The organism is Vibrio kasasachensis (genome assembly GCF_050337565.1).
GTDB classification, from domain to species: domain Bacteria; phylum Pseudomonadota; class Gammaproteobacteria; order Enterobacterales; family Vibrionaceae; genus Vibrio; species Vibrio kasasachensis.
On the sequence record NZ_JAKJTB010000032.1, the window covers coordinates 14,057 to 33,631 of the forward strand.

At 41.0% G+C, this 19,575-nt stretch carries 17 protein-coding genes and 1 pseudogene; 6 read left to right on the plus strand and 12 right to left on the minus strand.

Annotated features, from left to right (window positions below; all coding sequences use genetic code 11):
- Nucleotides 1-4 precede the first annotated feature (4 nt).
- Entirely contained in the window at nt 5-2,875 is a 2,871-nt protein-coding gene (locus L4C38_RS20590; protein ID WP_428799417.1) for an AAA family ATPase, read from the minus strand.
- A 399-nt stretch (nt 2,876-3,274) separates the two neighbouring features.
- Between L4C38_RS20590 and L4C38_RS20595 the strand changes: the two genes are divergently transcribed.
- Together L4C38_RS20595 and L4C38_RS20600 are read left to right on the plus strand one after the other, a co-directional pair.
- Nucleotides 3,275-3,970 (plus strand): hypothetical protein, encoded by a 696-nt coding sequence (locus tag L4C38_RS20595; protein WP_428799418.1) that lies wholly within the window; start codon nt 3,275-3,277, stop codon nt 3,968-3,970.
- A gap of 102 nt (nt 3,971-4,072) precedes the next feature.
- Nucleotides 4,073-4,774, plus strand: coding sequence for a hypothetical protein (locus L4C38_RS20600; RefSeq protein WP_428799419.1), 702 nt, complete (start codon nt 4,073-4,075; stop codon nt 4,772-4,774).
- A gap of 91 nt (nt 4,775-4,865) precedes the next feature.
- Here the strand turns inward: L4C38_RS20600 and L4C38_RS20605 are convergent, their stop codons facing one another.
- The 4 genes and pseudogenes from L4C38_RS20605 to L4C38_RS20620 all read right to left on the minus strand — a co-directional run bounded on the left by L4C38_RS20605 (nt 4,866) and on the right by L4C38_RS20620 (nt 8,885).
- A complete protein-coding gene (locus L4C38_RS20605; protein ID WP_428799420.1) occupies nt 4,866-5,609 on the minus strand; it encodes an aspartate/glutamate racemase family protein in 744 nt (247 codons plus the stop codon).
- Nucleotide 5,610: 1 nt separating this feature from the next.
- On the minus strand, nt 5,611-6,795 hold the full coding sequence (locus L4C38_RS20610) for an S-methyl thiohydantoin desulfurase domain-containing protein (RefSeq protein WP_428799421.1): 1,185 nt from the start codon (nt 6,793-6,795) through the stop codon (nt 5,611-5,613).
- A 573-nt stretch (nt 6,796-7,368) separates the two neighbouring features.
- Nucleotides 7,369-7,527, minus strand: a pseudogene (locus tag L4C38_RS20615) (response regulator); the annotation flags it as partial.
- A gap of 500 nt (nt 7,528-8,027) precedes the next feature.
- Complete coding sequence (locus L4C38_RS20620) at nt 8,028-8,885, minus strand: aldo/keto reductase (protein WP_428799422.1); 858 nt, start codon at nt 8,883-8,885, stop codon at nt 8,028-8,030.
- 128 nt (nt 8,886-9,013) lie between these two features.
- Between L4C38_RS20620 and L4C38_RS20625 the strand changes: the two genes are divergently transcribed.
- Nucleotides 9,014-9,826: a LysR family transcriptional regulator gene (locus L4C38_RS20625; RefSeq protein WP_428799423.1), complete on the plus strand. Its 813-nt coding sequence runs from the start codon at nt 9,014-9,016 to the stop codon at nt 9,824-9,826.
- 406 nt (nt 9,827-10,232) lie between these two features.
- Complete coding sequence (locus L4C38_RS20630; RefSeq protein ID WP_428799424.1) at nt 10,233-11,495, plus strand: cyclic di-GMP phosphodiesterase; 1,263 nt, start codon at nt 10,233-10,235, stop codon at nt 11,493-11,495.
- Between the two features lie 188 nt (nt 11,496-11,683).
- Here L4C38_RS20630 and L4C38_RS20635 read toward each other — a convergent pair whose 3' ends face one another.
- The 3 genes from L4C38_RS20635 to L4C38_RS20645 form a co-directional block, all read right to left on the minus strand.
- Complete coding sequence (locus L4C38_RS20635; RefSeq protein ID WP_428799425.1) at nt 11,684-12,151, minus strand: ASCH domain-containing protein; 468 nt, start codon at nt 12,149-12,151, stop codon at nt 11,684-11,686.
- A gap of 109 nt (nt 12,152-12,260) precedes the next feature.
- The gene (locus L4C38_RS20640) at nt 12,261-12,734 is read right to left on the minus strand and encodes a hypothetical protein (RefSeq protein WP_428799426.1); all 474 of its coding nucleotides are present in this window, start codon (nt 12,732-12,734) and stop codon (nt 12,261-12,263) included.
- Nucleotides 12,735-13,134: 400 nt separating this feature from the next.
- Nucleotides 13,135-13,818, minus strand: coding sequence for an SDR family oxidoreductase (locus L4C38_RS20645; protein WP_428799427.1), 684 nt, complete (start codon nt 13,816-13,818; stop codon nt 13,135-13,137).
- Nucleotides 13,819-14,114: 296 nt separating this feature from the next.
- Between L4C38_RS20645 and L4C38_RS20650 the strand changes: the two genes are divergently transcribed.
- Nucleotides 14,115-15,716, plus strand: a complete 1,602-nt coding sequence (locus L4C38_RS20650; protein WP_428799428.1) for a long-chain fatty acid--CoA ligase — start codon at nt 14,115-14,117, stop codon at nt 15,714-15,716.
- 127 nt (nt 15,717-15,843) lie between these two features.
- Here the strand turns inward: L4C38_RS20650 and ggt are convergent, their stop codons facing one another.
- On the minus strand, nt 15,844-17,586 hold the full coding sequence (gene ggt, locus L4C38_RS20655; protein ID WP_428799429.1) for a gamma-glutamyltransferase: 1,743 nt from the start codon (nt 17,584-17,586) through the stop codon (nt 15,844-15,846).
- A 122-nt stretch (nt 17,587-17,708) separates the two neighbouring features.
- Nucleotides 17,709-18,164, minus strand: a complete 456-nt coding sequence (locus tag L4C38_RS20660; RefSeq protein WP_428799430.1) for an HPP family protein — start codon at nt 18,162-18,164, stop codon at nt 17,709-17,711.
- Nucleotides 18,165-18,268: 104 nt separating this feature from the next.
- Between L4C38_RS20660 and L4C38_RS20665 the strand changes: the two genes are divergently transcribed.
- Nucleotides 18,269-18,823 (plus strand): TetR/AcrR family transcriptional regulator, encoded by a 555-nt coding sequence (locus tag L4C38_RS20665; RefSeq protein ID WP_428799431.1) that lies wholly within the window; start codon nt 18,269-18,271, stop codon nt 18,821-18,823.
- On the opposite strand, the gene L4C38_RS20670 is transcribed toward L4C38_RS20665, so the two are convergent.
- Both L4C38_RS20670 and L4C38_RS20675 read right to left on the minus strand, forming a co-directional pair.
- Complete coding sequence (locus tag L4C38_RS20670) at nt 18,817-19,194, minus strand: MmcQ/YjbR family DNA-binding protein (RefSeq protein ID WP_428799432.1); 378 nt, start codon at nt 19,192-19,194, stop codon at nt 18,817-18,819. The two genes, L4C38_RS20665 and L4C38_RS20670, sit on opposite strands and share 7 nt — an antisense overlap.
- Before the next feature lie 67 nt (nt 19,195-19,261).
- A complete protein-coding gene (locus L4C38_RS20675; protein WP_428799433.1) occupies nt 19,262-19,561 on the minus strand; it encodes a type VI secretion system PAAR protein in 300 nt (99 codons plus the stop codon).
- Nucleotides 19,562-19,575: the final 14 nt, after the last annotated feature.

A 19,575-nucleotide genomic window follows, 5' to 3' on the forward strand; every position in this document is an offset into this window, starting at 1 on the left:
CGATCTAACCCTGTTGCTGAATAAATAAATGAGCACCTTGTTCTTGAGCGATTTTTTGAGACATGTTGACGTAATCGATACCATCATCGGCTAAACGTCCTAAAAGTGTATACATAGGAGATAAATAGCAGGCTTCCTTATTTTGAAGAGCGATTTCAATCCCGTATTCTAAAATGTGCTGCGCTTCTTCGAAACGACCGACTTCACCATAGAGCTCCGCCTTGATCAAAGAGTACAGTGAGTGGGCAATTTGATCGCCACTCGATGCCAACCAATGGTTATACCCCTCTTCAACAAGCGTCAACGACTTTTCTTTGTTCAATGGTGTGGTGAAAAATAGTGCCCATCCCTTAAATAGAGACGCTACACCTCGGTAAAATGGGAAATTTTTAGAATCGGCGATCGTCAGCAAATGTTCTGAAAGAGTGATGACCTCCAGAAAGTTTTTTCGGTGGTATGCAGACCAGATCTTTCCCTGTAAGACGATGGCATAGCTGAAAGGATCGCTCGAAACATTTGTTTCAGGTTGGGCACGTTTAAAAAATTGAATATCTTCATCACGGCACGCCAATGTGGCGGATAAGCCGCCAAAGCAACCTGCTAGCGCGAGTGGATTAATCCCAATGAATAAAAAAACATCTTTTTTTTCAATCTGTTGAAAAAAATGAAAGGATGCTTTTGCATTACGAATGGCATCTTGATGCTTAGCAAGCCAAAATTGAGAATTCGTCAAACAACTATGGGCTAGTGATTTACAGCTATCATCATCAGACTGCTCAGCAAGTAAAAGCATTTCTTGGGCGGTATTCTCGGACAGTTCAAAGTCCATGGCCATCAGTTGCCTCACCCATAATCCGCTCAGTGAAACACAATGCCGAAATTTGCAACGAAGCTGTTTCGCAAGTTCGATACATCGTTGATAAGCGACCACTGTACTATGACTCACCCACCCACTTGTAACCCGAGCGACTGTTGCCTGAGTTAGGTAAATATCAAACAATAGATCAAGCCACTGATCAGGGTCTGATAGACATTGGTGGCTTTCCAGAGCCATATTAAGGTCACGTTTGGCAGCATAATAATCACCCGATTCAACACATTGTTTCCCCATACGCAACAACAATTGAGATGCTTGTTGCCAAGCCTCTGCCTTCGTATAATGGTCAATAATCTGTCGTTGTATTTCTTGAGAGGATGCTGAGGCACCAGACTCAAGATATTCGGCAATGGCAAGATTAATCATCCGCTTCTCTTGATGACAGGTTTTGCGTTGGATAACGTCCTTTAAGAAAGGGTGATTCAAGTGAACCATGCTCTTTGACGATAACCTAATCAGCCTCATTTCGGTCAACGTCTCGAGCACTCCCGGATGAGGCGTCGAAATCGCATTAATATCTGCAGGCGTCAGGTTATCGTTCATGAAAGCAATAATCGAAATCACTCGTTTCAATTCAGACGAAAGCGCATCAATTTTGCTCTCAAGATACAGAGTAACCTCGGTCGGAGTTTTGTTCTGAGTATATGATGTCAGAAGCTGATAAAAATAAGATGGATTCCCTTGAGCCCTATCTAAAATCAAGTCCATCGTCTCTTTTGTACCCTCACTGGCACCCACAGGCAATTGCGCCATTTCTTTACGTGTTAGTGGCATTAAAGTCATGTTGATGGCTGGAACTCTGACGGCACTAAACAATTCTATAAGATGACTTGCAGCACGGGTCGGTAAGAAAGCAGCCCCGATCAGCAAAGTCTGACTTTCAGACCTTGTCATTAAACTGAGCAGCGTCGTAAGCGTGACCTCATCAATTAGGTGGAAATTGTCAAATGACAACAAAACAGGGCCAATATTTCCAAGGCTTATCGCTAATTGCTCAGTCCGTTTGTTGAAATCGTCTTCATTCTCACCTAGAACAGGCATCATTCCTTCGTCACCTGAAAGCAAGTTGTGTAATGCAGTCAGTAGAATTTCATTGGGTGAAGATGCGAGATGGAAATCCACTTTCACCGTTATCCAGCCTTGGCTTTCAACCATGTCTGCTAGAGTGTTTAGCATATGGCTTTTCCCTATTCCTTGCCCCCCTTGAATCGCCAAAAGACAATTTCCACTTTTACTTGTTACTTTATCAACCGCATAACGAAACAGCTCTATCTCATGTGTTCTACCTTGAGTTTCGCTAAAAGATACTCGGCTTTTATTTACCAGTGTTTTGTACCCAGAGGTTGAAACTAGGTCACAATAAGAAAAACTTTGAGCACTGGCTTCGACTAAAGAATCTGAGACCAGTATTGTTGCCCGGTCAACTTGTAAAACGAGTTCTGACATCTCATGAATGTCCGCTTCATTAAAACGCCAAAGATCATCAAACTGTTGAGATAGTATTTGCGTTGAGATGATTGCTCTAAAATATGGCGTCACTCGATGAGAAAGGTTTAACAGGGCTTGTTGAAGCGCTAAATACAACTTTTTTTCATTATCAATGCACGGTAAGGCGACGACCAAAGTGTTACCGAAGCGTTCAGTAACTAACGGTGATAAAAAAGAAATACGATCCAATATTTCATTTATTATTACTTTTGAATCGGCACGCACCCACAAAGCCAGAGCGACTTTTTTGAGGTAAGGCATCTTTTCTTCCGCAGGGTTAACAGTGGTTGTATTCAGTAGTTCTTCGATAGGGACCGAAAAAAACTTTGCTAAACGTACAACTGTTCTTTTACTTAATGAGTTTCCCAGCTCAGCACGCTTTATTGTCGCAATTGAGACACTGCATCCTTTTTTTTGACTACATGCTTGCTCCAGTCCCTCTTGAGAAAAAGCATGTTTTTCTCTAAATTCCTTTAGCTTCTTGCCATCAATCAAGACAGTTTCTGTCATTTTATCTACCTAGCATCATTTATATTTTATATATCAGCGTAGTTCAAAGCGGCAGACATTCAAGTTTGAAGAACTCATAAGCTAATGTTTTAACTATGAAATAAAATTATTTGATACTGAGTGATACTCTAAATTTAGCACGTGATGCTGATTTGATACGGGATATACAGAGAAAAGTTCATATCATTAATTTGTGTTTTGGCTGTATTAAACACTGGTGGTAATGAAGATATATTGCTAAAAAATTAGCCTCTATTTTCAACTGTCGAAATCAGAATTTATTCAGAAACAAAAATTCACGTGGTTGATAAATTAGATGATATTTTCATAGGAAGAGTTTTAGATAATCGGCTATATCAGAACTCGATTGAACTTTAAAAACTTACAAGGTATTTAAAAATGACAACATTAACTAATCAGTTGGTTGATTGGAATGGCAAGCCACTTACCATTACCAATAAAAGTAACTCTTACAACCTGAAAAATACTATCAATGGTGATACCGTCCTCGTGATGCAAAATCTCAATAATAGTTCAGGTAATGTTAATCTGAAAGTTACGTCAGGTGGAGGGCTAAAGAAAGAGTTTACTCTACAACCAAGCAAAGATGGATTACCAACACTTTTCGTACATAACTATGAAGGTCAAAATATCAACCTCGAAGTGACTTCTGAGTCGGAAGAGAAGTTGGCTGTAACGGTCGCTGCAGTCGGGCCTGGAATGTATGAGCAAGGTGAATTACCACGAGATTCTAAAGAGCATGACATTACACCAATTTATGAGAAAAAATGCACCTGTGAAGCCCCTTTCACACGTGAAGGTTCAATGCCAGCAAGTCCTGCTGTCTTGAGTTTTGGGCAACGCAGCCAAAATGTTGCTTGTTTTGTACAATTTACCGGAGCTAAAGCGGCTTGCTACGGTGTAAACCTCGAGCCTGGTAATGATTTGCCTGAGCCTTATGAACCCATCGGAGAGAACGGTTCTTCTACTGGTAACATCATAACTGTTTCTAAAAACTTTTATGGCTCTAATGTAACTGTTGCTAATGTTTCTCCAAATGTCAGCGGCATATCGTTTGCAAAAATAAAAAGTTAATCTGTAGATTAATTAAACGGCACTTCATAAAAAGAACTGCCGTTTAACCCATACTAATATTGGTACTATATTTATTAACCTTATCTAATTGTAGGAGGTTAAATGAGTAAAAGACTCATTTGGGTCATGGCTTTATTTTTATCAGGTTGTTCACCTTCAAGTTCCAATATTAAACAGGATCAACCTAATACAGGTATTGTTGAAATCAACCAAGGAAATAGAATAGAAATCAACCATACACCGGATGGCAATTTGATTCTTTATGCAAAAAACAAAACTACTTTAGCATCAAAAGGTGAACTCACCGTATTGCTTGGGAGCGACATTATAAGCAAGTGGAACATACCTGCTTTAGTTGGAATTAACAGTTTATATGGAATAAACCCAAAGGGTGAAAATTTAACAATTGTTAACACAAGCATTTTTAAAGATACTCCTATTGATTTTAATATATTCTCCCCAGGCTTGAATGAAAATGTCCTTTTACACCCGAATGGAATATCACAACCACTTGAATTAAAGAAAGTATACAAAGCTTTGATATACCCAAGAAGAATGCAGCTAAAAGTGAATTCACCTGGTGACTTTGCTGTGATTCTAATTTATCAAGGAGGAGTTCCATCTATATACTTGTTAAACGCCGAGAACAATGTCAACTACCCAGAAATTGAGAACATTGAAATATTTTCAAAAACTGGGAATAGTCTAACCATTGAAAAGATTTTTCATAGTGAGTACTTATTGATTGTGAATCTTTCACCTAAACAAACTAAAGATGTATCGATATCCCTTACATTATTATAGATTCAAATTTTCCATACAATTCATTTATCTCCAATAAAAAGCTAGAGATATGACCAAACCTCTAGCTCAATAATAATGATTAATTTAGTATTTAATTCAATTTATATGCACTTTTATATGGGTAATTCAAACCACTTTGAGATAAACCATTCTCTACCAACATAATTAAATACCCTATGGAACAACAGTTTGGGTCCATCACTGGAACATATTGTTTATATTTAGCAGTCAGTAACTCACTCAAAGGGGCTGAAAAATGTGTAAAACCAGTACAACCAAACATAATACTGCCCGCTCCATCTTGTTCAATCGCTTTACCAGCTAGCTCAAATAACTCCGCAAGTATTTTTGCTTCCGCATCAGGAGACGGGTCTTTCAGTTCATTGACCGTTTTATCGAGAGGCAAAATCGAAGCAAGGTTCTCGGTTACGCCAAATGCTCGCACATGTTCGTTTTGTAGATCAACCACATCACGAACCGTCAGAATCGAGACCTTCTGACTCAGCAACATTGCAGTAAAAAAGCTTGACCTGAATCCACCAACAACGGGGATTTTAACCGCTTGTCTTGCGGCCTCAACCCCACACATATCCATGTCCGTCACAAACACTCCATCATATCCGTCTTGCTCTGCCTGAATCACTTTATTTAAGACATATGGAGCATTGATTGTTAGATCCATCCGGGATTGGATAAATGATGTACCATGATCAATATGCTCTAGATCAATAGTCACCTTATCACTTCTGAACCTATTCACACTCTTCGAAATCTGTTCAGTAAATTCTGTTGTATTTACTGGGATAATAATCTTAAGCTTCATTTTCATCGACATTTCAACCTCTCATCTTATTTATAATTGGTGGATGATAGCTACCAAAATATCCTAGTCTTTTGAACACCTCTGAAAAATTCTCGTGGAACCAAGGCTGATTAATTTGAGGGGCTGCATCAACAGTAAATATTGCCATCTCTTTGAATCGGGGATCATCTTCGTCATTTTTCCATGTTTCGATGATTTCATCATTACTCATTAATGAAGCATCACTGGACAGGCAGCAAATCAAATCAGGGGCCATAGCAACTGGCATATTTAAATCATCTACCCACAAAATCATATTTTCATTTTGTGAAATGACGTAATATTTTTTACCGGTATGATCTTCCTGATATTCTTGCGTGACCCAGTCAAAACCATTGCTGGTCACTGTATTGACGTTACTCAATCTGCCTTTCATAACACAATGTGCACCATCCAGAGTTTCTATCGCATTAAAACAGGAGAGTTGGTCTTGAATACACTCTCTAATATGCCGACCAAGCACTCTTGCTTTCAATAACATATCTGGGACAACGGCATTGGGTTGCTTTAATTGACGCCCTGTCATTGCAAATGAAGCAAGGGATGCACGATCATCAAAACTCTTCGATGTGCTGATAATCCCTCTTGTCATTGCGTCAACATCAGCGCTCGATTCACAGTCAATCACGATAACGCCGCCATCTTCTTTTAAAGATTTTTCTGATGTGAGTACACCGGGTGAAACCGAGATCGGGCTTTCTAATTCCAAGTTTGCAAACGTCGATAGCTGTAAGCATGGGAACGCCCGACCTCCACCGTCTCCATTAATAATCGGTATTTTTTTTTCTGCGGCAACCAGTAGACTCATACCATAAGCAATAGCTCCGGTTTCAACAGGTGACAATGTTGAAAAGGTTGTATGTTGAGTTTTCTCTAGATTATGAAATGCGGTGACGGGAGAATATCGATATCCTTTTTGGAGAAACTTTTGTGGTGCTCCCATAGCAGCCAGTACCGGAAGCTGATCGGTATCTTGAACCTCATGGATATCAATATATTGTATTTGAACCTCAGATTTTGATTTGAACAGTTTGTCAATTTCTTTGAGCAGCTCTTCTCCGTTTTCATGTGAACCACCACCACCACAAGCATAAAAATGAGCACCTAGAATAACATCAGCTAAATCTGAACGATTTAGGGTTTTTTCTTTTGATTTCATAAATAATACCTTATTCGAAATGAACAGATACAATAAGCTGATGTCGAGATCAGTTCAGTATCAATAAAGTATCAAAGCAGTATCATCTAGCTACTTTTCGTCTTGGCTAGGCTAGAAATGTGTTCCATCTGAAAAGCAGTCAGCTTTGGTTAATGGATGTTCCGCAGTGGCGTATTAAAAAGCGAGGGCACACCCACGAGAAAGTCTTAGCTAATCCACCCGTGTTCGATTTGGAACATCTGCAAAAATCGGATAACTTTTAGTAGGGCAAACTTTACTTCTGTCGCAAAGTTTATTTTCAACAACCCCGATGAAGAGAACCTCAACTCACCAAGAACGTCAGTGAGCTTAAGACTCCCTTTGTTGTTAAAGAATGCTAAGAACCGATAATCAAAGCCCAAAACTAAGCAATTCTAAAGCAGTTCTCTGTTGGTTAATGACCAAAGGTACGCTTGCTTAAGTAAACTGATTCTTAGTCTTTTGTGAAAACGTCGCTTTGGCTGATTACATTGGAGCTTTGTAGGAACCTCTTTCAATTGCGTTTTCATTTCGCTTCCATCCCCCAGCACAGTGCACCAACAGAGCTGTTGAGTTGCACTGCCAAAAGGTCAAGCCTTCTCCTGCCGTTGTAAACCACTCCACGTGGTACCCATCCATTTCTAATACATGAATCAGGTTGTCTGCTATGGCAGATTCATCTTCAATAATGACGACATTCGATTGATCGCTCAATGTCTTAACCTCACTGACAATACTTCTCTTGATGCATATGTTGTTCATCTACTTTGGCGCAAAGGCTATCGGATTGACACTGCAAAGGCAAAATTCGTGGGCAATCTTAGGAGGTTGTTACAAAAATCGACTCCGAATTCAGAGTCGCGGTTCCCCATATTTTATCTACCAACTCAATGACCAATAATGAATTCAAATGGAAACATTTTATCTCTCAAATAATTCTGTCTGTCGTCGCTGGTATAGTTGGATCGAAAGCTACTTAAGTAACTGTTAATCACTTCTGTCCCGAAGAGACTCTGTCGTACCTTAACGACTAACAGGTAATGAGAAAAACATAAAATCAGTTGGATGAGAGATCAAAGATGAAATGGGGGTATTCCTATTCAGCATTTTTTGAAATGCTCTTGCCCCCTATTAAGTTAAATTCATCATACAATGGCTCTATGAAGTAATACTTCGTAAAGCCGCTGCTCTCTTAAACCAAACACCTAGATACATCACAAAAACAACTGAATGTTTTCTTTTAATCGCTCTACCTTACTTGAAATCGTCAGGGGTATTATCCCTTGATCAGAGATCTTTTTTAGTACCAGTGCTGACGGGGTTACTTGATGATATTCGGCTTCTTCTCGATTTTTGTTCACTATCATTTCATTTAAGTCACCCGCGTATTTATCTGGCAAAGTGTGACCATATTCAAAAGCTCCTCTTAATAACGGAGAGTAAGCGACAAGTTTAATTTTTGGGTTATGCTTTGTTAACGCTGTAATAATCTGCGGACTAAAACAAATCTGAACACCTAAATCTGCGTCTGTCTGTGGCTCTATAATCGTATATCGGTATTGTGCGTAGCTAATCGGTATTAGATCATACTTGTCTATTATATTTTGCAATTCAACAATACGTGATAAAGAATAGTTGGAGATTCCAAGCCGCTTCACCACCCCGCCATGAACCAAAGAACTCAGCGCAGACCATGTTTCCAACAAAGGCGTTGATGTATCATCAATATGTGCATACAAAACATCAATATAATGAGTGGATAGCCGCCCGAGAGAAGCGTTAACCGCGCTTTGTATTGATTCTTTGCTCAAACCCTCTGCTGTACTAAAATTCATACCATCAAGGGGAAGCGCGCCTATTTTTGTATGGATCTCAATTTGCTCTCTATTTATCGTTTTTAGCCAGTTTCCGATAACCGTTTCACTTTCCCCTCCTTTCCCTGCCCAAAATGCGTAATTGTTAGCGGTATCAATTATTGTTCCACCACTTTCAACAAAGATATTCATAATCTCTTGTGCTTGATGTTCAGGAATCGATGTTCCAAAGCTAACCGTTCCAAGTCCAACGTTCATGATTGTCATTCCTTAGCTATTAGCGACATGTGATGTTTATGGGAAAATAAACAATGTTTACTTTGAACGTTTTAAATATTGCACGACAATGTCATTTCATAAACAGAACAGTATGCAAAGGTCATTTCATGAATGAAAAGGAAGTGAATTGGAACGATCTTCAACTTTTCGTTTCGGTTGCCCGAGAAGGCGGGCTTTCTGCTGCCGCCAAATCATGTAAGCGAAGCCCTGCAACACTGGGACGTAGGATGCATGCGCTGGAACGAAGTTTAGGTAAAGAATTGTTTATTCGACACGATCGTGGTTATGAGTTGCTTGCCGATGGAAAAGAATTATTAAAAGAACTAAGTGCAATTGAATCACAGATAGCCAACTCAATCGGTTCCGATTCACATACCAGCAAACCGTTAGTCAAAATATCGGCTGGTACATGGACGACACTTTTTTTAATTGGGAATATTGAGCAGTATTCAGGAGCACTAGACGACACTCGAATACGCTTTATCTCAACAGAAAAAATACTTGATATACCGCACAGAGAAATCGTAATTGGCATTCGAAATAGCAGACCTACCGATGAGTCTTTGGTTTGCCGTAAACTAAAGAGAGTCGAATTTGCCCCCTATTCAACGGAAAACTCGCCTGAGATATGGATAAAAGTTATTTCTGATACTCCCTCCGGTCGTTGGCTTGATCGCTTTATTAATAACAGCTCAATTTGTGAAGTCAGTGAACCTAGAAATAGTCTTGATCTCGCACTTGAGGATAAGGGCATTGCTCTACTACCTACATTTATCGGAGACGCGCAGCCAAAACTTCAGCGCGTCGGAAACATAATTGATGAGCTCGGACATGATCAGTGGTTAGTAACACACCACGAGGACCGTTACTTACCAGAAGTAAGAACGTTAATCAGCCGACTCGGATCTGCTCTCAAATAGCCTAAAAAGTACGCTCAAAAAGCAAAATCTTACAAGGTGTTATCTTACATCTTGCCTATACGATAGGCCATGTAAGACAATAGTGATAACCAATATCGACTTTCTATTAATCTAAGGTAGAAATGTCACTTACTGAAGAGTACAGTCTTGCTGAAATCAATCATTCTCGGGATAGTTAAATCGAGAATACTGAGCATCTATGCCGAGATAAATGATGATCACAGAGCTTAACGTTTTATACCCAAGAAGCTTGAAGGTGCAGGTAGGCGGCAAGTAAGAAAGTCGCTGAGCATAGGTGAACTATGTGATTGGGGCGCACGAACGCAGCCAACACAGCTGCAACTTCAAGTATGACGGGTATAGCTGTTGATCGGGTAATGTTTATAATTCTTTATATGAAACGAATATGAAAGTAAGACTTGATGTAAAACAACTGCATATCGGCCACTATATTTATCTACCGCTAAAATGGGATCTGCACCCTTTCTTACTCAACTCATTCAAAATTAAGAATGATGAGCAGTTGAGCATTATCAAACAACTAGGGATAGAATCGATCACAATTAATGCGCTCAAAAGCGATGTTAGTAATGTGTCTGTTGAATCATTAAACAGTGCTAGTACGGCTGAAGTTAATACCGAAAATCAGATCCAATCTATCTCTGAAGAAGCACTCGGCGACATGTGGTTAAAGAAGCAAGAAAATTGTAAGCAGTTTGCTGCCATTGAAGACCGTATTCACCGATCAAAAGAGGCATTCTCGAACACGCTTAATGATGTGAAAGATACCTTTGACCTCGATAAACTGATCGAGAATCCGAGCGTCAGTAAATCATTATCCATTATTAATTTTATCTTCAAAAACATTAACTCGGAGGGCGGAAGTGCGATTCATTTAATGAATGATTCCGTTGGCTACAGTAGGCTTCACTACCACTCACTAAATGTCTCTTTACTATCGGTGTTGATATGTCAGGCGAAAGGCTTTACCCCTAAGCAGTGCCAGTTAGTGGCATTTTCAGCTTTATATCACGATATTGGGAAGATTAAACTACCTGTTAGTTTGCTCTCAAAATCAGAGCCACTTGAAGAATATGATAAAAAACGGCTTCGTTCTCATTTAGAGAAGAGCTTACAAATTGGTGAAAAGATCCCTAAATTTCCTGAAGCCGCATTAAAGTTGATTGGTCAGCATCACGAATTGAATGATGGTTCAGGCTACCCTAACGGTCTAAGCAAAGATGAAATTCATCAACTCTCTCGTGTACTCATTTTAGCCAATGCTTATGATAATCTTTGTAACGGCTTAGGGACCCATTATAGCCCGCATAATGCACTAACGTACTTATATAATAAGTGCCGTGAGCAACATGATGTTAAAGATATAATGGCTTTGATTAGCGTTGTTGGAGTTTATCCACCAGGGACAATTGTTGTACTATCCGACCATCAAATTGGTGTGGTAATTTCCACCAATAAAGAAACTAAACTAAGCCCATACATATTGATCTACGATGAAAATGTCCCTCGCGATCAAGCCGCAATCATCAATATCTCTGAGTTTGGTTTAAGCATCAAGAATGTATTAGATAGCAAAGAATTAACCCTAGATCAGTATCATTATTTAAACCCATCATCGCAATCTACGTACTTCATTGATGTCGAGTAACACCAGCCATGCCCTTCTTAACTGTAATTGTTGATTAGCCTAGAAGTATGTGGGGATCTGCGACCGATCTAGCCAAAACACCCACCAATCACGACCGCAATATTTACTATAAAAAGAAGGCTTCGGGCTTGTTCAAAACTCGGGATTTAACGTTAGCTGCGCAACGCTTAATCCTTATTAGTAAGAAATTATTTGTAGACTAGCTCAAATGAAACAAGCACGAGCTCTGTAGAGTCATTGAAGTCTATACCATACGTAGATTGACAGTCTTTTGTGAAGAAGTCCTTGTGTGCTTTGTACCACCACTCATAAGTACCGTCACCTTCACCTTCTGATTCCGCAAATTCTCGGCTAACCTGACCAAATGGACAAACATCAATATTGGTGACTTTAACGATACAGATAGGGGCCTTATTCCAATCCAGAACAATTTGGTATTGCCCTACTTTTGGAAACTCCTCACCTTCTAAGATATAAGCTTCCTTTACACTACATGTTGCGCGCTTTATGCCAACAGACACCAATCGAGCACACTCGTTTGTATTGTATTCATCGTCACAAAAGTAAGTCGTTTCTACGTCTAAAACCCCATCAAGTTGAGGTTCTGATAATGTACTTGCATAGGCTTGGAAATAATCCTTGTATCTTACGTCCATGCTGATTTCTCCATATAACATTTAACATTGCACTAAACTGCTGGAAACATGTAGCGACACTTTTTGCGAAGTAAAACACCGAATGTAAAAAGTCAATTTAAGTGCCTTCCTATATTTGTTGTTCAACATATGAATGTACATCAAATGCTTTTCTGCTTCTAGTAAACTGCTCACCTATATGGTATGCCATAACTTCTAGAGGAGCATCGGCATACTTATACTTATTCAGCTCGTTTATATAGCGCTCTATAAAGCCCTTAACCCCCAACTTATTCCATTGCACCACATGAACTAATTCATGTACATGTAGATGAATTTCATTAATATAGCGAGGCTTAATAAAATATATGTTCTTGTACGTTATTGCAGCGACCCTCATTGAAATAAAATCAACAATATTTGGGTCAGAAATACTGCCAATTGGCGGCTTCGGAACTTCATCGATTACAACGAAATAGCAACATTCAAGGAACTCTAAGGGATAATAATGCCCTATCTCTGAGTGCAAAATTGAGCATGATTGTGCTTGGTTTACAAACTCCGCAACCGTCGACTCAACCCATTGTTCCAATTCATCAATCATCCGCAATTCCCTTTTAAATATGACGAATAGTATGAACATCCTAACCTTGAACCACCGTACCTTAGAGACTAAGTACACGCGGTAGAACTGGAGGTTACTATGTTCACAATTCAAACTACTGGCGTTAATCTCACCAATAATGTGCTCAGTATTCACGGCGTTGATGCATATGGCAAGTACGTCTTAAGAAGAACTGCTAAAAGAAACAAACTCTTAGACACATTCGCCAATACCCCTGCATCCATCATTGGTATGTAGCTTGCTCTGGTGTGTTAGGAAATGGCGTGCATAGGCATATCACAATTATACAATTGACTATAAAGAGAAGGCTTCGGGCTTGTTCAACACTCGGGATTTAACGTTGGCTGCGCGACGCTTAAACCTTATTTATTGTACGAATTTACCAGACGTGTTCGTCACCTTGCCACGTTAAGAACTTACCACTTTGTTCTGTCGTGAGGCTCTGTACAAGAGCGACGATACCTGATGCGCTTTCCTCAACGGTGATGTCAGCCCCCTCCCCTCCCATATCTGTCTTAACCCAACCAGGATGAACAGGACAAACTATAATGCCTTTCGGTTTCAGTTCTAGCGCCAATACTTGCATTACTTTGTTAACTGCTGCTTTAGAACTTCGGTAAGCGTACATACCTGTGCTATCACGATTTAGCGCCCCCATTTGGCTTGAAATCGTAACAATCCGTGGATTTGATGATGCTTCCAGTCGATTCATAAAGGCACGGCTAACCATTAATGGCGCAATAGTGTTGACCGCAAATGTATCAAGCCATTCTTTTGGTTCAATGGCTCTCATTGATTGATCACTTGACCCCAAAATACCTGCATTATTAATTAAAATATCGATTTTGGTGCTTGCTAATGTAGAAGCTAGGTTATTTATTGAGGTTTCATCTGTAACTTCTAATTCAAATAAAGTTAGCGCTTTGTTCGAAAGTAAACTTTCTAGCTTAGCCGATGGCAGACCACGATAAGTAGAAATCACATAGTAACCTAGATCTAAAAATTGCCGAGTGAGTTCAAGACCAATACCTCTAGAGGCACCTGTAATTAATACTGTTTCCATTCGGTGAACATCCTTATTCGTATAGCATTGCATTAGGCACTAAAACGCCGTTGTTGAATATTATGCCCCAACATTGATTAATCTGGATACATTTACACTACCCTCGGGCATGAATAAAAGGTGAACTTAGCCCATCTATCAAGATTAAAACATTGCCCGCTTAACAATTGGAATCTAACCTAATTGCTGTGCACTGAAGAATATATCACTCTAAAGTATGAATAAGTTCGTGGGACGCAGAGCGAGCTTGATACCCAATAAAATTAACAAATATTAAAAGATAACGAAGAGTCGACATGAACCAATACGTCAATGAACCATCCAACTATCAGCTACTGATTAAAAACCTGCTTTTTTCTCCGGTTGCTTTTGACCCGAAGCAAGAGATTGTATACGCCAACCATCGTCGTCATAGCTACGAGACTTTTCATGACAGAGTAAAACAACTTGCCAATGCTCTGACAAAGATGGGCGTAAACAAAGGCGACACGGTTGCCGTCATGGATTACGACTCCCACCGCTATTTAGAATGCTACTTTGCTATCCCTATGATTGGAGCGAAGCTGCACATGATAAATGTTCGCCTCTCTCCTGAGCAGATTCTCTACACCATTGACCATGCTGAAGATGACATACTTCTCATCCACGAAGAGTTTCTGCCTATTCTGGATCAGATCAAAGGGCGTATCGATACGGTAACTAAGTATGTGGTATTGCATGATGATGAGGGGTGTGAATACGAACAGCTTCTAGAACAGGAAAACGCACAGTTTGACTTCCCAGATTTTGATGAAAATACCGTTGCGACCACGTTTTACACTACAGGTACAACGGGCATGCCTAAAGGTGTTTTCTTCACCCACCGCCAACTGGTTCTGCACACGCTCGGTATATTAAGCACACTCGGAACAAACGCAGTTCAAGGAAGACTTCATCAAGGCGATATATACATGCCTATCACGCCAATGTTCCACGTACACGCATGGGGGCTTCCATATATGGCGACCATGCTTGGCGTCAAACAGGTTTACCCCGGTAAGTATATCCCCGATGCTCTGCTCAGTTTGATAGAACGCGAACAAGTCACCTTCTCGCACTGTGTTCCGACTATTTTGCATTTGCTATTAAGTTCACCTAAAGCTGACTCTGTCGATTTATCTCGCTGGAAAGTCGTTATTGGTGGTGCAGCGCTGCCAAAAGCACTGTGTAAATCAGCGCTGGAACGCAATATTGATGTTTTCGCTGGTTACGGGATGAGCGAAACGGGTCCTATCCTATCTATTGTGCAACTGACCCCAGAGCACTTGAAATTAGATCTTGATCAGCAAGCTGAGTATCGCTCTAAGACGGGTAAAAAAGTCGCGATGGTCGAAGCTCATATTGTTGATGAAGAGATGCAAAAGCTTGATCACAACGGCGAGGCGAGCGGTGAGATAGTAGTTCGTGCACCGTGGTTGACTCCAAACTACTATAAAGATAATAAAAACTCTAAAGCGCTATGGCGTGGTGGTTATTTACACACAGGAGACGTTGCTACCATTGATAGCGAAGGCTTCATTAAAATTACTGATCGCGTTAAAGATATGATTAAAATCTCCGGTGAATGGGTCAGCTCTCTGGAACTTGAAGATATTATTCACCAGCATCAGGCCGTTTCCGAAGTTGCCGTCATAGGTATGCCACACAAAAAATGGGGGGAAGTTCCCCTTGCTTTAGTAACGCTAAAAGAAGGTTCTCAAGTCACTGAGAAAGAGCTGCTTAACTTTGCGAAGGATTTCATCACCAAAGGCATCCTCGCCAGAGAAGCCCTGTTATTGAAAGTGAAGTTGGTCGATGCAATTGCGAAAACCAGTGTTGGTAAAGTTGATAAGAAAGAACTTCGCAGGCTATATCTGTAGCCAATTTTTATCCTCCGTTTATATCGAGAGGATCATTTAGTATGCAGCCCTTTTACTCAGCACTCGCAGAAGGGCTGCACAATTAGTTTCAGTTTATAGGATGGGCAAGAGTATCGGTATCTTGCTGCTATTCTCCCAGTGCAATCCCTTCTCTGCGCGGGTCGACACCACCAGTCAATTTGCCATCATTAAACACCACACCATGAAGACCAGAGTTAAGATCGCGAACATCGACTTTATAGCCCATTTTTTCTAACGCTGGCTTAAAGCGCACTGCTTCTGTCCCCTGCTCTAGATCATAGGTTCCGAATCGGTTAACCATGCGTGGCATGTTAATCGCGTCTTGAATATCCATACCCCAATCAAAATGGGCAATAAGAGTTTGAGCAACATAGCCGATAATACGTGACCCACCAGGAGACCCTATCGCCATGTAAGGTTGGTCTTCTTTAAGCACAATAGTTGGCGTCATTGAAGAGCGCGGACGTTTCCCCGGTTCAACTCTGTTAGCTACAGGATAGCCATTTTTATGAGAGGTAAATGAAAAATCAGTCAGCTCGTTATTAAGAAGAAAGCCATTGCTCATAACCCTAGAGCCAAATCCGTTCTCTATGGTACTAGTCATCGATATGATGTTGCCCTGCTTATCGACGATAACGATATGCGTGGTGCTGGGCAGCTCAATGGATTCATCATCTGCGAGTGAAATGCGGTTGTTCCATGGCGGATTACCTGCCTGTACATCTTTAAGCCCCTTGCCTTTCTTAAGTAAGGCGGCACGTTTGGCAAGGTACTCTTTATTGATCAGCCCATCGGGCATTGGCACAAAATCGGTATCGGCTATGTAGCGCCCGCGATCAGCAAATGCCAACCGTGATGCATCACCAATGATTTGCCAAGCGCTTGGATCATCAGCCCCCATGGCTTTTAGATCAAAGTGACTAACAATACCTAAAATTTGACCAAGGGTTAACGCCCCTGAACTTGGTGGTCCCATGCCACACACATTGTATTGACGATATTCAGCACAGACTGGCTCGCGCTCAATAACTTTGTAGGTAGCAAAATCTTCTAGCTCAAGATAACCCGGGTTATCACTAATGCTCTGAACTTTGGTAACAATGTCTTGGGCAATCCCTCCATTATAGAAGGCTTCTTGCCCCTCTTTCGCTAACGTCTTCAGCGTGTTGCCATATGCCTTATTCACCAGTAGATCACCTTGTTGAAGTGGCTGCCCGTCTGGAGTGAAAAAGTAAGCTTTTGTATCTGGGTAACGGCTTAAACGCTCTTTATCTCGCTCAATAGAAGAAGCTAGCCGTTCTGACACAGTGAAACCATTGTTGGCGAGTTCAATCACTGGCTGGAGTAACGTCGCCCACTCTTGTTTACCATACATTTCATGCATATCAGCGAGCAGCTTTACCGTTCCTGGTGTGCCCACAGATCGCCCGCCAACAACAGCTTCATAAAACTTTAGAGGGTTGCCTTCCTTATCCTGAAATAGCTCAGGTCTTGCTGCTAGTGGCGCGGTTTCTCGCCCATCATAAGTGGTGATGGCACCATTCTCAGCATTGTAATAGACCAAAAAAGCCCCACCACCTAACCCTGACGATTGGGGTTCAACTAAGCCTAAGGCAGCTTGAACGGCTACTAAAGCATCGGCTGCAGAACCGCCGCTTTTTAACACCTTGTATCCAGCTTCAACGGCTATAGGGTTGGCTGCCGCAACCATATACTGGTTAGCAACTACCGCCTGTTTACCCGTGATCATGCTAGTAAGCTCAGGGGAGACGCTATCGGTCACATCGGCTGCAGTTGTCACAGTGGAGGCAATAGCTAAACTTAAGATAAACCATCGATTTTTATACATATATGTCCCTATATTATGCTGCGTTGTTTGGGTGATGAATTACTCTCACTCAATCAAAGAGAAACGATCAGCCCGTTTCAACGGTACCATTGACCCTGTAGCTAGTATAGGTTCTAGAGGCGTTAAGTTATTTTTGTTAAACGACGTTGCAGCAGATTAAATGCCTTCCCAACCAAAACAATAAGGACTGCGCCCGTCAAAACAGGTGTAATAAGAAAAGCCCAGCTTTGCCCTGATAGCATAATCAGCATTGGATTCGCACCCGCAGGGGGATGCGTTGTTTTGGTTAATAACATTACTGATACGCCTAAGCCGGAAGCAATAGCGAGGGTTAACGGCGTGACTCCCACGAACTGGGTAAACGCCACACCAATTACAGCTGTAATCAAATGACCAAATACCACATTTTTAGGTTGTGCTAATGGGCTATTCGGCACGCCGAAGACCAAAACAGCTGTTGCACCAAACGGTGCCATGACTAATACAACCTCGGCTGTTGATGCTTCCAAATGAGTAAGTAACCCAATAGCGAGAGCTGCTCCTACTCCTGCAATACATGATATTAAATTGTTGTTCATTTCCCACTCCACAAAGTAGACCAATCTGTCTCCTTTACAATGTAGACAAATCGGTCTACTTTTGTCAAACTATTACTATGCCCTTTTACTTCGATGAATAAACTATGAGTAAAAAACGTGAGTTATTAGTCGATACTGCCCTTGACCTTTTCTATCATCAAGGTGTACATGAGATTGGAATAAATGAGATTTTGAAGGTCTCTGGTGTAGCCAAACGTACCATGTATAGTCATTTTGAGAGTAAAGATGCCCTCATCCTTGCCACTTTAAAACAGAGACATACCAACTTTATACAATGGCTAAACGTAACACTCGAAGGTGCTCAGTCAGATCAAGATGTTATCAATAAATTATTTGATGGATTGGAGTCATGGTTCAGCAACAAATCATTACCACTTGGTGTGTTTCGAGGCTGCTTTTTTATCAATACTTCGGCGGAGTTCAGTGCTATAGAGAGTGATATCGTTAAGTTCTGTTCATATCATAAAGCAGAGGTGAAAGAATTGATTGAGCAAAAACTCAGTGGCGAGTCACCAATGCTACTAGATGCAATCTGTATTATGAAAGAAGGCGCAATTACAACCGCTCACATGAGTGGTAAAGCCGCTGTGGTATGCCAACAAAGTAAAGCCATACTAAGCTCTTTGCTTAATCAGTAGTCGTGGTTAGATTGATTTAAACCTAACTCTCGCTGCTTTCGTTTAGTTAAACTACTCGCAACAATGCGATAAGACTCGGACAAGTAATATTTTAAATCGTCGTCTAACTCACCTGAGGTCTCTGTTTGTTGTATCCATTTCATACCACGACTAGCAAAATAAGGCGCTGGTTTATACCCATCACAATCACTCAGGAACTCGAAGTTTAAATCGGACGTTTTGAAGGTAAATGCAGCTTGGGAGTCACTACTCCAGCCACCAATAGCAAACACTTTTCCACCGACCTTCCATACATCTGAATTACCCCATTGAATGACATGGTCGGCTCCTATTAATGAGCCGCAAAAATGGTTGAATTCATCGTAATTCATACAATTTCCCTTAGTGCTACCAATCTACAGGTAAGTTTGATTAAGGAAGCCACCCTATTTGCTCAAACTACCCAATAGTCACATCTGGTGATCCAGTTGCAACTACACCGCCGCAGCCGATAGCATCACCCACTCTGGCGGCGGGCATACCGTTAATAAACACGCTGCCCGAACCGGCTGCAATGGCGCGACCATGGAAGCCATGCGGTGTTTTTGGGCATGGGCAACCATGCGGGGCGGCGGCATCGCCCAAACGTGCGGCGGGAATACCGTTGATAAATACGTCACCACTTCCCGCTATAATCGGCGTTGATGGAAAACATCCATGTGGTGAGGCTATATCACCTAAACGTGCTGCTATTGGCATTTGTTTGTCCTTAG